The following is a 14119-nucleotide window of genomic DNA, read 5'->3' as shown; positions in this document are numbered from 1 at the left end:
ACAACCACGGCTTAACCGAATAAGCGTTTCCAAATACTTGGGTTACGCTGTTCATGGTATTCAATACGCAGCTCATCAACCGTACGTAATGTCTGTTTTGCTTGTTCTAACTGCCCTTGTTCAAGGTCAGCTTCAATTTTATCCAGTACAACAGATAATTTATTGAATCCTTCCAAGTACAACGTTTCTTTTTCTGGCGGATAGCTACCTGATTTAGAATTTTCAACTAATTCACTGAGTTTTAACACTGGCGCTTTCATCGCTTCAACCGATGTCGCTTCAGCAGCTTGTTTAAACTCAAGCTTCATCTGCTTCATGTTCTGCTTCAGGTCAACACTCGCAGCCAAAACGTTTGCAGATAATGCAACGCAAGCTGTTAAAATAAGAGCTTTTTTCATCATGATTCTTTCACTACAACAAGGAATCGCTAGTGTAAATGAAATGCAGCTTAAAGCGGGAAGAAAATTGTTTCATTTGTTAAAAAACACCCCTCCCCCTCACTTTACAATGAGCGATATTCTTCAATAGCTGGGCGACCGCGCTGCGCCAAAAAAGCAAGAAACTGCATCACACTGTGCGTGATGACTTTGTCCGGCGAAATACCAACACTGTCTAACAAATCACTGGCTAAGTGTAAATTACCCACATCGTGGCAGAAATGCGCATCACTGCCTGTCGTAATATACGCGCCATGAGCTTTTGCCACCTTAGCAATCTCATAGCAGCGATCAACGCTGCCTACGCGACTGTGACCTTTCAAGGTACTGTTGTTAATTTCTATTGCAACGTTATGCTTAACGGCACAAGCAATAACCGCATTAAAATCAAAATCAAAATTAGGATTACCTAAGTGTCCTAACGCATCAACTCGTCCACTTTGAATGGTGTTGATTAACGCCTCGGTATGCGCAGCTTTATCCGCAGGCTGGAACACCGGCTCATGGAAACTGGCGATTACCCAATCCAAATTTTGGTCAACCGAAGGGTGGATATCAATATCACCTAAACGGTTAAGAATGTTGGATTCAACACCGCGAATAATGGCAACACCATCTAAAAAGCGTGGTAAAACTCGCTGGTTAGAGAAGAACCAATAGTGTGGAGCACCTGGCATAGATTCAGCGTGATCGGTAGTGCAAAACATCGCTAAACCATTTTCTTGAGCTGACTTCGCATTCTCGATCAACGTGCTATAAGCATGACCACTGGCATAAGTGTGTGTATGAGTATCGACGACAAGTTTCATTTTGATAATTCCATTACAACCGAGATAGTTAAGTGTAACAGCCACCATAAGGGCACATCAATCAAATGGCTTACAATCATACCTTTGAGTTGCTTACGAAGCTGAAAGTAAAAGCCAGCGCTTTATCACGCTGGCTTTATTTAGCTTAGTCCGAACTAGTTATAGTTGATGCTAATCATGCATAAATCGCCACTGCTGAGTAATCCAATTAGGATCGAGTGCATTACCAGGTAGGAATGCTTCATCATTACAGTATGCAGCCCATGCTCCAAAACACTGGTAGACACCTTGACCGGGGATTTTTACAACAGTTCCGTCGGTATAAGAGCCAAAACCAGCTGGATATTCATACTCGTAATCACCACCAGGAGTACCACCATTGTTCGTCGATGACACTTGAACTGATACTCTAGCACTATCAGTATCTTGGCCATCACTGACCGTCAATTTAAACGTCAATGTTTGGTCGATATCGTTTAAAGAGCTGGTATTAACGTCAATCCGTGATTGAGTGGCATTACCCAAATTAACCCGTTCTCCGTTCACTTGCTCCCACAGGTAAGTCAGAGTATCGCCATCAGCATCCGTTGATTGTCTGCCGTTCAATCGGAAGGTCTCACCGTGGTTAATACTGCTATGGTTGACATTGGCTTTAGCAACAGGCGCCTGGTTACCCCCCTCATTGGGTGATACGTGAATTTCAACTACTGAAGTGTCTGAAGCTTGGCCATCCTTAACCGTCAATTTAAATTTCAGCGTCTGATCGATATTGTCAAGAGTCTCAGTGTTAACCGTGATTGACTCTCTGGTTTTATTCCCCAGCTCTACTGATTCCCCACCAATTTGACGCCAAAGATAAGTGAGTTCATCCCCATCAGGATCGCTTGAACCACTGCCACTTAAAGTAAAGCTCGTTCCGTGCACAACCTCGGTTTTATCGACTGTGGCATCAGCAACAGGCTCATGATTGACGGCATCACCGCTAGTGAGAGTTAAGATAACAGTATCATTCGCTTTTTCGCCGTCAGCATCAGTGACCACTAACTTAACCGGAATTTTGATAGTTTCTTCAACTTCAACATCCGCTGGGATGTGGATTTTTGGACTTGCCGATCTCGCCAGCCTCAGCACGATGGCATCAGCATCAACACCCTCAACAAGTCTCTTCTGAATTGACCACTTGTAACTGATATCATCGCCAGTAGATGCCGAACCATCTAAACGATAAACTTTATCAGCGACAAACTGTGCAGATACATCGCTGCCAGCATTAGCGCCTAGAGGGGGAGTTGAAGAGCCACCACCGAGGTTGGTCAACTCTATACACTCTTCTCGAGTTGTAATATTTTCACCACAAGAATAAATGATATTCGTCATATCAATATGGCTTGAATCCGCTTTTGGTGTATAACCCAAGCCTTCACGAGCTGCGTTGACCATGTAACCTGTGTCGTAATCAGCCATCCAGTTGAAAATGCCGCCCAACCCTTTTTCTTTTACATATCGAGCTTTAGCATAAACAGAGCGAGGGGTATCAAAAGACATGAAAAATTTACCGTTTTCACTGTAAATGTAATCAGCATTTGCTTCTTTGTCTGTCAGAAGTTGATAGCCAGGATGCCTACTTGTATTAGCCTTCAAACCGGAAGTCGTGTTAATCGATAAGAATTCTTGTTGAATGTCATACCATTCATAAACACCTTTTTCCCAAGAGCCTCCAACATTCGTGCCCGTAGGCATAGTATACGTACCTTTTAACGGTGATTGGCTTGTGATGATTGCTTTAGCAGCATTACGCGAATAGTTAGCATAACCGATAAAGATATTTTTCGGATCAATGCGCAACTCTTCAATCATATATGTGACTGATCTATCAATAGACAAATCACTGTCACCATAATCAAATAGGTTTGTATGATGAGCAATTTTCTTGGCCCAAGGCGTGCCAAAGAAATCGTAAGTCATTAAGTGAATAATATCGGCACCAGCATTAACCAATCCTTTTAGATCGCTAGCCTCCATCTTGCTTTTTGGAGCACCTGCGGCAACAGCGATTTTAACATCACCCTTACCCGCTGCATTTAGCGCACTTCTCAGCTCCTGAATGACCAGTTTATAATATTGTGAATCTGCGGGGTTCCATATATTTTTTCCCGTTTCAATACCTGGGTATTCCCAGTCGATATCAACTTGAGAAAACATCGGGTAATTATTGAAAATAGTAACAATGCTATTGATAAATACTTGTCTAGCTGCCGGATCACTCGCCATCTCACTGAATAGATGAGATAAAGACCAACCACCAACACTAAATGCCATCTTTGTATTTGGGCTTTGCTGCTTTAATCTTTTAAGTGCCCCTAATGCACCATGGTCGACAGCACTTTGTCCCTCATACCATTTTCTCGTAAGAAGGGGAAAATCACTGTTTTCAGGATAGCTAATCATCTCGACCATATTAGGAATCGCTGCGGCCAAATCCCCCCACATGTCGGTAATCATCACTTCGTATTTTTTTGCCCTTGGATTGATATCTGTGTTACAAGTGTACTTTCTTAATGATTCCACAGCGCTGGTTATATCTGGATCTCCAATCTCGGTCCCACACATCGCCAAAAAAGAGAACACGACTGTATCGTAAACATTAGCAAGCTCTCTAGCACTCCACTTTCGACCATATTGACCCCAGTTAGACATATAAGCTTCAACTTTAGGTAAACTAGCATCTGGGTTGTATTGGTTATAGACTTGCTCACTGTCAAAGTTTAAGGGACCAAAAGCTTCCTGCAGAGGATCTTCAGGTTGACGTTGAGCCAACTCTGAAGGTGAGAGATATCGTACATCAGCTCGATCAAAAGTAGCCGCCGAAGCTAAGCCTGTCATTAAAGTTAATCCAACCAATATTGACAATTGCGTTTTTTTTAATTTCATAAAGTATCCTTTTATTCAAAAAAAAACAGACAATGTATATCTATAATATTGTCTGTTTGAGAATTAAAATTTTCTATTGAACATATTTTTTGTAAACGATTTTCATACTTTTCATATTATCTTTATCCCCAATAACTTCAGACTGACTATCATTAGTAGGCTTGCAGGTAAAATCTTCCCCTTGACCATAAGAATAAACAGGAGTAAATGTCAGTTGATTCTTGTTACGATCAGACAAAATACAATCGATACGAATACCATTATTAACGTTGTCGACCATCACGGTAACCATACCTGCGATATTTTTTTGATTATTTGCCTTAAACTCCATAGGGGTTAATGTAAAACCATTTTTAATTTTATTAACATGTACTTTTTTATCACTTGAGCTAAACACACTTTGAGCATTTAGCCCACCCTGCCATAGTTCACCATTGGCATTATCTTTAACTTGAATGTTAAGTGCGGTAGCAAAAGCCGAACTACAAATAAGAAGAGTAGACACAGCTAAAGAAAGAGATTTTAGATTCATATATTTGCCCTATGTTTATATATTAAACAATTGAATAAAAATAACATTTACTGCCAAAAATAAACCTATATTTAGGTAACGTGGCCTATAAGAATATGAGACAAGAGTTTAAAAAAAACAAATGATAAATAAGACAGAAAGTATGATTCATTATTTATCTTTAGTTTCACAAAAAATAATGTATTGATAAATCCATCACTAACAATCACTAGTGGTAACTGATGGTCATGGAAATTATGCTTATTATTTAAATCACAAAAGGCCATCGTGTAACAATTGAAATAAAAAATAAAAAGCAGTAATTTTCAGAATTAATCATATTTATTCTAATCAATTGATGTGAGGTTAATTCAAAAATAATATCCACCATAAACCTGTAGAGCCCTACTCAAAGAATCATGAGCACTCGCGGTAAAAGCATTGTCTTACTATCAGATACACAAGCCAGTGCTCGGCAACCATCACGAAGAAATGGATGGCGATAGTTACCCGAGAGGGTTAAATAGCGAACTGCTGTCCGCTCAAGCTAGAATGGGGGTAAGGGCAATAACGGATGTTTTCGAATTAATAGCATCAAGTAACTGAGCATACAAAAAAGCAAAAACACTCATTGAAACTGTCGAGATAATGACTCACATGGTTACAATCGGCCGTATCGTATTTTTTGTTTTAGACAATGATAGCTATCAAGACTATGCCACCTATTCAAAAATCAAAAACAGCACAGTCAAGTAGATAAAGAAAAATAGATTAGGTGCGTTAAAATGAGTTTGGATAAATCATTTTAAAGATCGCGGATATCAAGCTCATTCTGAATGAGGACTATACATTGTGAAGCAAACAACATTCTTGGCCCAAGACTTATTTTCTGAGTATTGAGCCGTTTGAGGCTGTTCCAACTTTTCTTCGGCATTGGAATGTGATCAGTGAGTAGAAAACAGCTATCACCTGAAAATTGATGCTCACGGATACTCTCGCCTTTTTTATCTAATAGATACAATGAGTAATATTCAGAAAGGCGCTGTACTAATTTTTCAAAGCTGATGGTTTCAACGCTCAGCCCTTGCTCGACCGAACGCTCTTGCTCCTTGTCCATTCCAACAGACACATCTAAAGCATGCGCAATCTTCGCAAGCAAAGCCTGTTCATGAAAACCACCTATGTTTTGTAAAAGATGAGATTCAAAACGCAGCGTGCGTGAAAAATCCTGTGTGCTTTCTAGTACAAGATAAACCACTACATCATCACGATGTGACTGCGCGGTAAAAATCGCATTCATAAGGACGTGGGCTAGAATTTCAGTATGTGCCTCCTGCCCAACTGATGCTAGAAAGGTATTTTTATCTGTGGATGCTGCGCGTGCTCTAACTACAAAAGCTCTCATTTTTACAACTCAACTCTCGATCAGTGATCTTTGCTTAATAACGTTGGGCAATACATAAGTTTACCTATTGCCCAAAATAGGCCGACACTCTACCACATACACTTTCCAGAGAAATATCAATTTATTGCAAAACTAACATGGCAGATCCAGAAAAAAGTACGACTAAAATAGCAACGGCGATTAGAATTTCTAATCGAGCAATACCGATTTGCGGTTTAGGTCTCTTGGGTTTAAACGCTATACGACATCCCATCAACATACCTTAATAACTAATTGATAGATAAGAAATTTAAACATAAGCCCAACGAGCTTCGTTGAAAATAGAAAGACAAGATAACAACTTCGTATTTTCCCACAATAAACAAACCAACAATGAGAATATTCCTACATGTATTTATTGATATCTATCATTACAATGTTGGCAGTTAGCTAACTATTGCTTATACTTCAGTCAGATGAATAAAAATGGTACAAAGTGCTCTCGTAGGAATTTTATACAATTAAATATATAAAGATATGTAGGGGTACTGTTTGCGTGAATTTTTCAATACTAAACAGATTCAACATAGTTATCATAACCATGATTCTATTTTTTAGTAGTCATCTGTCATTCGCAATGAATAACACTTACCAGTTATCTCCTAACGACTCAGCTAATACTACTGATAGAGATTGTCATTTAAGGAATGGAGAAAAGATCACTATTGGGATTCTTAATGACTTGGGATCGCCATTAAGAATTACTTTTGACGATCGCATATCTGGGATAGAAGCAGATTATATACGACTATTTATACCCTGCCCTAATAATGATGTAAAAATAGTCACTTATGACGATGAAAGAATTTTAATTGATGATTTAAATAATAATAAAATTGATTTTATTATTATGAATGAAGATATTAAATCTGAAAATTATTCCAGCACTAAGTTTATTTCCGAAAAATATGTTGCACTAAGCAAAAATGATCTTAATGTAAATAAAGATGAAATACAGGTAGGTTATGTAAACAATTGCTTTACTGAGGCGTTTATTCAACAAGGTTATAAAATAATTAAGTGTGAAAAATTTGATAATGCCAAACGTGCATACATAGCCATGATAAATGGAAACGTCGACATTTCGGTTCTGGATTATTACTCCGCCATGTTTTTCATTAAACGATTCGATAGTGAAAAAATAAATATATCAACCTATCTAAATGAAAGATTTGAAAGGTTTATTATCTCAAATAATAAACCACTATATGACAGAGCCGTAGAATATGTCTATCCTAGGTATTACAAAGAACTAATTAAATCCACCTGGGGGATCAATAATAATAATCCAATTAATCTAACTGATGCTGAAATAAATTGGATAAAAACGGAAAAGCCAATTATTAAAGTGGTATTTAGTGGTTCCTTTGCTCCTTATACCTTTTACGATAATTCTGGAAATGAATTAGGGATAATACCAGAACTATTAACGACTATTGGTATTAAAACTGGATTGAAGTTTCAATGGGTAAGACTAAATAAATTCTCCGATATTAAGAAAAACTTCAGTAATGGAAATGCTCATATGGTAGCATCCTCTCCTTATTATGAGAAATTGTCGGAACAGATTGCTTTTTCAATTCCCTATTCTATCGGATCATTATCTGTTGTTACAAGGAAAGATTTACCCAAAGAAAAAACAAACGATGTTATTGCAGTTGTAGAGAGTTATAAACTACAAGAATATCTTAGAAATACATATCCTAATGCTGAAATAAAGATCGTAAGTAATACATCTCTAGCAATAGAACTTGTAGCAAAGGAAGAAGCAACCTCAGCTTATGGATATAGTGAAGTAGTTAATTTCATCGTTGATACCTATTTTAATAATATTTTAGAATCAAAATTATACCCTACTGAATATAAAGTAGATATGAGATTCGCCATTAGCAAACAGTATAAAAACCATGAAATGCTTAAAAATATATTAGATAAATCTATTTATCACCTAGGATTTAATTATGTTGATAACTTGAGTGAACGCTGGAATTCATACCTAGTAGATTCGGATATGGTTTGGGTAGAAAAAGAAACTAAATTAAAATTATATGTCTATATTATAAGTGGTATATTGATACTAATTACAGTATATTTATTTCTATTTTATATAAGAGAGAAGAAGAGAAAAAAGGAATTACTTGAATGGCAATTTAGAGCAAATTTAATCGATGGCATTCCTATACCTATAGCTGTACGAGACGATAAATCTCGATTTATACACTATAATAAAGCTTTTTCAGAATTTTCTTCTCTCAAAAATCCAGATCAAATTTTGGGAAAAAAGACATCCGAATACCCAAGTAGGCTTATTGATAACACTTTCTTTAAAAATGAAGAAAAAGAGTACCTAGAACTATTAAAATCTAAATCTCATGGACAAAAAATAATTAAGTTAACTATAGAAAATAGAGAATTAACATTAAGGTTTTGGTGGGTTCCCTATGTGATTGACAGTAATATTACTGGATTAATCACTGGCTGGGTCGACTTGACTGAGATAAATTATCTCAACGATCAGTTGATCAAATCAAGAGATGAAGCGATTAATGCCAATAAAGATAAATCAAACTTTTTGGCTGTCATGAGTCATGAGATCAGGACTCCTTTGAATGCCATTTTGGGTACATTAGAACTTTCACTACTGAATGTTAATGAGAGAGATCGCTATTTAAAACAAGCGTACGATTCCTCGCTAGGTTTGTTAGATATAGTCAATAATATATTAGAAATATCCAAGCTTGAAGTAAGTGAAAAAGACTTGACACTGACATATATAGAAGTTGCCACACTATTAAATAATGTAGCAACTTCTTTTTTAGGTTTATGTAATAAAAAAAATATAGATTTAAAAATTGATATACGCCATGATGAGAGTCACTACATTTTTTCTGATTGTAATTATATAAAACAGATTCTTAACAACATCTTAAGCAATGCAATTAAATATACAGACTCAGGTTTTATAAAAATCATCAGTACTCTGAAAGATGAGCATATAGAAATAGATATTAATGATACCGGTATTGGTATGACTGAGAAACAACTAAGTGAATTGTATCAACCTTTCGTAACTGATAGTACTAATGATGATAGCTATGGTCTGGGTTTGTCCATTGTTCATAAACTTTGCAACATGCTCAATATTAAAATTAATATTACTAGCACCATAAATATAGGCACAAATGTAAATTTATCGATACCAATCACTTCAAGATCGATTGCTGATCTTCACAAAAGCATAGCCAGAAATGATATTCCATCAACTAAATTAAGTGGCAAAAAAGTCTTGGTCATCGATGATCATAGAATTAATAGAGATATCATCGAAAAACAGCTGGCTTTATTAGAAATGGATGTTTCAACTTGCAGTACAGGCCAAGAAGCTTGGAAGTTATATAATGAAGTATTAGATAAATTTGATCTTATCATCACCGATTGCTATATGCCTGAGATGAGTGGATTTGAGTTTACAGAACTCATTCGTATGCAAGAATCGAAGAATAAGGAAAAATCAATTCCCATCATCGGGTTCACTGCCAATGCACAGGCAGATATGGTAGAACAATGCTTAGTATCGGGAATGACTGATTGCATGTTCAAGCCAATTAATATTAAAAAGTTGCATGAGAAAATTTGCACAAATCTAACTCAATTCGACACGTGCATTGATATAGTGAGAATACGAAAATTTGCATATGAAACCAGTCAATCATTGAAAAATATGCTACTCAACTTACTAACAGCACTAGAAGATGAAGTCAAAATCTTATCTATTCATGGGTTAAGCACGGAAGAGCGACTTGAAAGCGTGCATAAGTTAAAAGGTGTGGTTCAAATACTTGGTGATTTTGATTTATTAAACAGCTGTGACTGCTTTGAAAATGAACCAGTCAGTCAGAATTTACTCAACATTATTAATAGAGTAAATAATTCAATCACAATACTTAAAGAAACTATTAAAACTGGAAAGGTTTAAAACAATGGCAACATTTATTTTAGTCGATGATCATTCAATAATATTAAGTAGCCTCAGAAGTGTTATTTCATCTATGGGACACGTGGTTCTAGATGAAGCTAAAACTGGTATAGATGCAATCAAAAAAATAAACATATTTGAACCTCAATATGTAATATTAGACATTAGCATCCCAAAATTAGATGGCTTTGAAGTAATTAAACGCTGCCCACCAAATCCTAATAGGAAATACATTATTTTCACTTCAATGCCAAGTAGCATATTGGAGGGTTACTTCAAAAAGATCAATGTCGACAGTTATATATCGAAGCAAGAAGACATTGTAGAAATAAAAAGAAAGCTTCACCAATATATAGATTCATCAGAAACAATTAGTAATGATAAAGCTGGTAGTGATGATACGACAGCACAGGAATCAGATATACTAGAAAGTCTTTCTTCAAGAGAGTTACTGGTTCTTAAATACCTAGCCCAAGGGTATAGAAATAAAGAAATCGCACGAGAACTCATTCTAAGTGAAAAGACAGTTAGCACATACAAAAAGCGTTTAATGGATAAATTATGTTGCTCTTCTATCTCAAATTTAATTTTATTTGCCCATAGGAATAACCTTTTGTAACTATCAATTGGGAATATTCCTACTTTTAGTGCGTGAGGAGAATCGTTACTCTTGATAAGTATCTTTTTAACTTACTAGTTGGCAGTATGAAAAAATTTCCTTATCGTTTATTAGACCGAACAAAATACTTTCAAATTAAGATCAACAGTTTAGAGCAATTAACCATTAGGAATCAGGCTAAATGTAAATTTAATACCTTTAAGCGTAGCTCCATGTCCATGTTGGTTGAAAATGGACATTTAAAAGAACGAAAGTATACCGTAACAAAATCAAAAGGATAGATTAATTTACTCACGTTAATGTTTAAAGTAAAACATTTATCAACATAAATAACACTAAACACAATTTATATAACTAATTTTTATTTCTTAAGCTGATGAGCACTACACTCAGTTATTTACTGTGCAAGATAATTACGCGCATTGCTCTCAATATATTAAATAGTAGTTATGCGCTGTAATTGATAGTCTATCATGGAAAATATGGTGTTAAACTATATCTAATGAATAAATGTTACTAAATCAGATAAAAGGTCCTCAACGACTTGAAAAACGAAAAATCGGTTATTTTATGTTTGTAACCGACATCATAGGAAATTACATATAGGAATTACCAATACTCAAGTACACACATATGAGCTCTCAAGATTTGTGTAACCTCTGGTACAGCTGAACCGTGTGATACTCTATATAAACCGTAGTTATTTTGACATAGTATTCATTAATGACTTGGTCTACTTTAACTTTACTGAGACAATGTAACAGTCATTTATTACCAATCGGTTCATTATGAAACTTTTAGTTCGTAACCTTGCTCGCTCTACCACAGAGCATGAAATTCGTGTCTTGTTTTCTGCTCATGGTACTGTCGCAGACTGTGATTTAGTCTTAGACCAAACGACTGGCCAATCAAAAGGCTTTGCTTTTGTAGAAATGCCCGACGCCAATGAAGCTAGATCAGCGATTTCAAAACTAAACCTTTCTGAAGTTGCCAACAGCAAAATTAGAGTAAAAATAGCTGAATAGTTGTTGAAAATCCTTAGTCAGTACTTAAACCAATTTGAATTTCGTATGTTGAATTTTCCTGATTGACTAATTAAAACGAGCTAGGTCTACCTAGCTCGAAAGATCAACACGCCCTAATGTATTAGACCAGAGTTTCTAGCATTCCTGCATCATACTCAACCAGCTCTTTATTATCTTGAATACGATGGATATAGTCAGGGTTTGCAATGAATGGACGCCCTATTGCTACCAAGTCGAATTGATTCGCTTTAATCGCTTCTGATCCTGTTTGCGCGCTATAACCGCCCACACCAATCAGCGTTTTTGCGTAATTTTCGCGGAGGTACTGCGATACTCTACCGCCAAGAAAATCAAATTCCATACTGTCATCAAACATACCTTCGTGAAGATAAGCTAATTCACGCTTTTCTAGTTCAGCCAGGAAATAATCAAACACCTGACGATCACGAGCATCAGCATCCATATGGGCATATCCGCCAGGTGAAACCCGTAAACCTGTAAGTTCAGCACCAATTCTTGCAATTACTGCATCAACAACCATTAATGGGAATCGAGCCATATTTTCTGGTGTTTCTCCATATTCATCATTACGACGGTTGGTGTCAAAATGAAGAAATTGATCAATGAGATACCCATTAGCACCGTGAATCTCCACACCATCAAATCCAGCTTCAATCGCATTTTCTGCCGCTTGCGCATAGTCTGCAACGAGCTGTGAGATTTCCTCATGACTCGCCTCTTTCGGCACGGTATAAACCAATTCCCGCAACCGTGGCACGGTTCCATCGAATGCTACAGCTGAAGGTGCTAAGACATATTCTCCACCAAAAAAATGCGGGTGTGCAACTCGCCCTGTATGCCAAAGCTGAGCAAAAATTTTACCGCCATTGTCATGAACAGCTTGCGTTACTTTTTTCCATCCAGCTAATTGAGCATCGTTATAAATTCCCGGTGTATTTGGGTAGCCTTGACCATCCGGACGGATAATGGTCGCTTCTGAGATGATTAGGCCCGCATCCGCACGTTTTGCATAGTATTGAACCATCGCGTCAGTAGGTACGAGCTCGTCATCTGCCATACAGCGAGTTAGTGGTGCCATCACAATACGGTTTTGCAATGTAATTTTATCGTTGAGCTTATAGCCTTGGAATAAGGTTTCTATCATTGGATTATGTTCCTAATGTCGACTGTTTAAACACATGCTACCTTATTTTTGAATGTTCATTCAACAACTATTTGAACGATCATTCAATAAACTTGTTAAATCAAGATTCACTAAGTAAACTAACCCTATCAACTTAAGTGAGGTTTCCGTGTGAGAAGTGCAGAGTTCGATCGTGAACATGTGTTACGTGCTGCTATGAATGAATTCATAGCAAAAGGCTATAACAAGACTAGTATGCAAGATTTAAAACGAGTTACTGGACTTCATCCCGGATCGATTTATTGCGCATTTGAAAATAAGCGAGGACTATTACTCGCCGCACTTGATCATTATGCGAAAACAAAAGCAGACGATTTTGAGCAATTCTTTACCAACTCAGATCAGATTTTAAACGGCTTTAAGGCCTACCTGAGTGATATTATTAACCACACTAACTGCTCTAAAAGCAATGGTTGTCTACTACAAAACTCTCTAACTGAGCTTGAACAACATGATGAAGAAATAGAAACCATCATTTACAATATGTCTGGGCAATGGAAACAACGAATAAAGTCGAAACTTGAACAGGCCAAACTAAACCACGAGATTACACCTGAAGCAAATTGTGAATTTTTAAGTGATTATCTGATGATGGGTATTTACGGTTTGCGCTCTTTTTCGAACACCAAGCCGCCGCAGGAATGCCTGCAGCAACTTGCTGATCATTTAATATATAACTTAAAAATTTAGAAAAAATAATTTCTTAGAAGTATCGTTTGTTTTAGTATGAACCATTGGGTTTCTTTTTACATTCAAATGGGACTTTATAGTCCCATTGCTACCTTTCTTATTAACTATTAAATTCTTTATAAACTTCCATAAATTCCTTGTGGTACTCTTTCGATTGTTCGAGTAACTCACGATAAGTTTTTACGAAAACCGAACCAGATTTCATATATGTTTCCTCTCTTTCTTGAAACATATAGTCTTCTGAATTTTTTTCACCACCCACAACAAAGCATACAACTCTCGAAAATCCCGTTGCAGATGCATATTTGTGCTTTAAAAATGCACCATAATTATATGCTTGATCTAATGTAAGCGCGTCATAAACACCGCATTCTAATCAACTTCAGCACGCTATACGATCAAACCTCCAACCTCAAGGAGATTTGAAATGGTAAAACGACGCACCAACCAAGAATGGCAAACCTTGTTCGAGC

At 36.6% G+C, this 14119-nt stretch carries 10 protein-coding genes; 4 read left to right on the top strand and 6 right to left on the bottom strand.

The window, feature by feature from the left end; all coding sequences use genetic code 11:
• Positions 1-11: 11 nt before the first annotated feature.
• The 5 genes from EYW48_RS18020 to trmY form a co-directional block, all read right to left on the bottom strand.
• Positions 12-398 carry a cytochrome b562 gene (locus EYW48_RS18020; protein ID WP_171981233.1) on the bottom strand — a complete coding sequence of 129 codons (387 nt, stop codon included), beginning with the start codon at positions 396-398 and terminating at the stop codon, positions 12-14.
• A 104-nt stretch (positions 399-502) separates the two neighbouring features.
• Positions 503-1246: a phosphatase gene (locus EYW48_RS18015; protein WP_171981228.1), complete on the bottom strand. Its 744-nt coding sequence runs from the start codon at positions 1244-1246 to the stop codon at positions 503-505.
• A 171-nt stretch (positions 1247-1417) separates the two neighbouring features.
• Entirely contained in the window at positions 1418-4177 is a 2760-nt protein-coding gene (locus EYW48_RS18010) for a glycosyl hydrolase family 18 protein (protein WP_277432777.1), read from the bottom strand.
• Positions 4178-4250: 73 nt separating this feature from the next.
• A complete protein-coding gene (locus EYW48_RS18005; RefSeq protein WP_277432776.1) occupies positions 4251-4709 on the bottom strand; it encodes a hypothetical protein in 459 nt (152 codons plus the stop codon).
• Positions 4710-5493: 784 nt separating this feature from the next.
• Entirely contained in the window at positions 5494-6093 is a 600-nt protein-coding gene (gene trmY, locus EYW48_RS17995; RefSeq protein ID WP_277432775.1) for a tRNA (pseudouridine(54)-N(1))-methyltransferase TrmY, read from the bottom strand.
• Positions 6094-6709: 616 nt separating this feature from the next.
• Here trmY and EYW48_RS17990 point away from each other — a divergent pair.
• The 3 genes from EYW48_RS17990 (at position 6710) to EYW48_RS17980 (ending at position 11752) form a co-directional block, all read left to right on the top strand.
• Positions 6710-10108: a transporter substrate-binding domain-containing protein gene (locus EYW48_RS17990; protein WP_277432774.1), complete on the top strand. Its 3399-nt coding sequence runs from the start codon at positions 6710-6712 to the stop codon at positions 10106-10108.
• Positions 10109-10112: 4 nt separating this feature from the next.
• A complete protein-coding gene (locus EYW48_RS17985; protein WP_274673765.1) occupies positions 10113-10727 on the top strand; it encodes a response regulator transcription factor in 615 nt (204 codons plus the stop codon).
• Positions 10728-11515: 788 nt separating this feature from the next.
• A complete protein-coding gene (locus tag EYW48_RS17980; RefSeq protein WP_277432773.1) occupies positions 11516-11752 on the top strand; it encodes an RNA-binding protein in 237 nt (78 codons plus the stop codon).
• Positions 11753-11873: 121 nt separating this feature from the next.
• On the opposite strand, the gene EYW48_RS17975 is transcribed toward EYW48_RS17980, so the two are convergent.
• On the bottom strand, positions 11874-12917 hold the full coding sequence (locus tag EYW48_RS17975; RefSeq protein WP_168780444.1) for an alkene reductase: 1044 nt from the start codon (positions 12915-12917) through the stop codon (positions 11874-11876).
• Between the two features lie 150 nt (positions 12918-13067).
• Here EYW48_RS17975 and EYW48_RS17970 point away from each other — a divergent pair, with 150 nt between their 5' ends.
• Positions 13068-13646 carry a TetR/AcrR family transcriptional regulator gene (locus tag EYW48_RS17970; RefSeq protein WP_168780443.1) on the top strand — a complete coding sequence of 193 codons (579 nt, stop codon included), beginning with the start codon at positions 13068-13070 and terminating at the stop codon, positions 13644-13646.
• The last annotated feature ends 473 nt before the right edge of the window (positions 13647-14119 follow it).

Origin of the sequence: Vibrio sp. 1180_3 (genome assembly GCF_029478545.1) — a bacterium.
Taxonomy (GTDB): domain Bacteria; phylum Pseudomonadota; class Gammaproteobacteria; order Enterobacterales; family Vibrionaceae; genus Vibrio; species Vibrio aestuarianus.
Note: the sequence above shows the minus strand (reverse complement) of the source record. Positions and strands in the feature narration are given on the sequence as shown.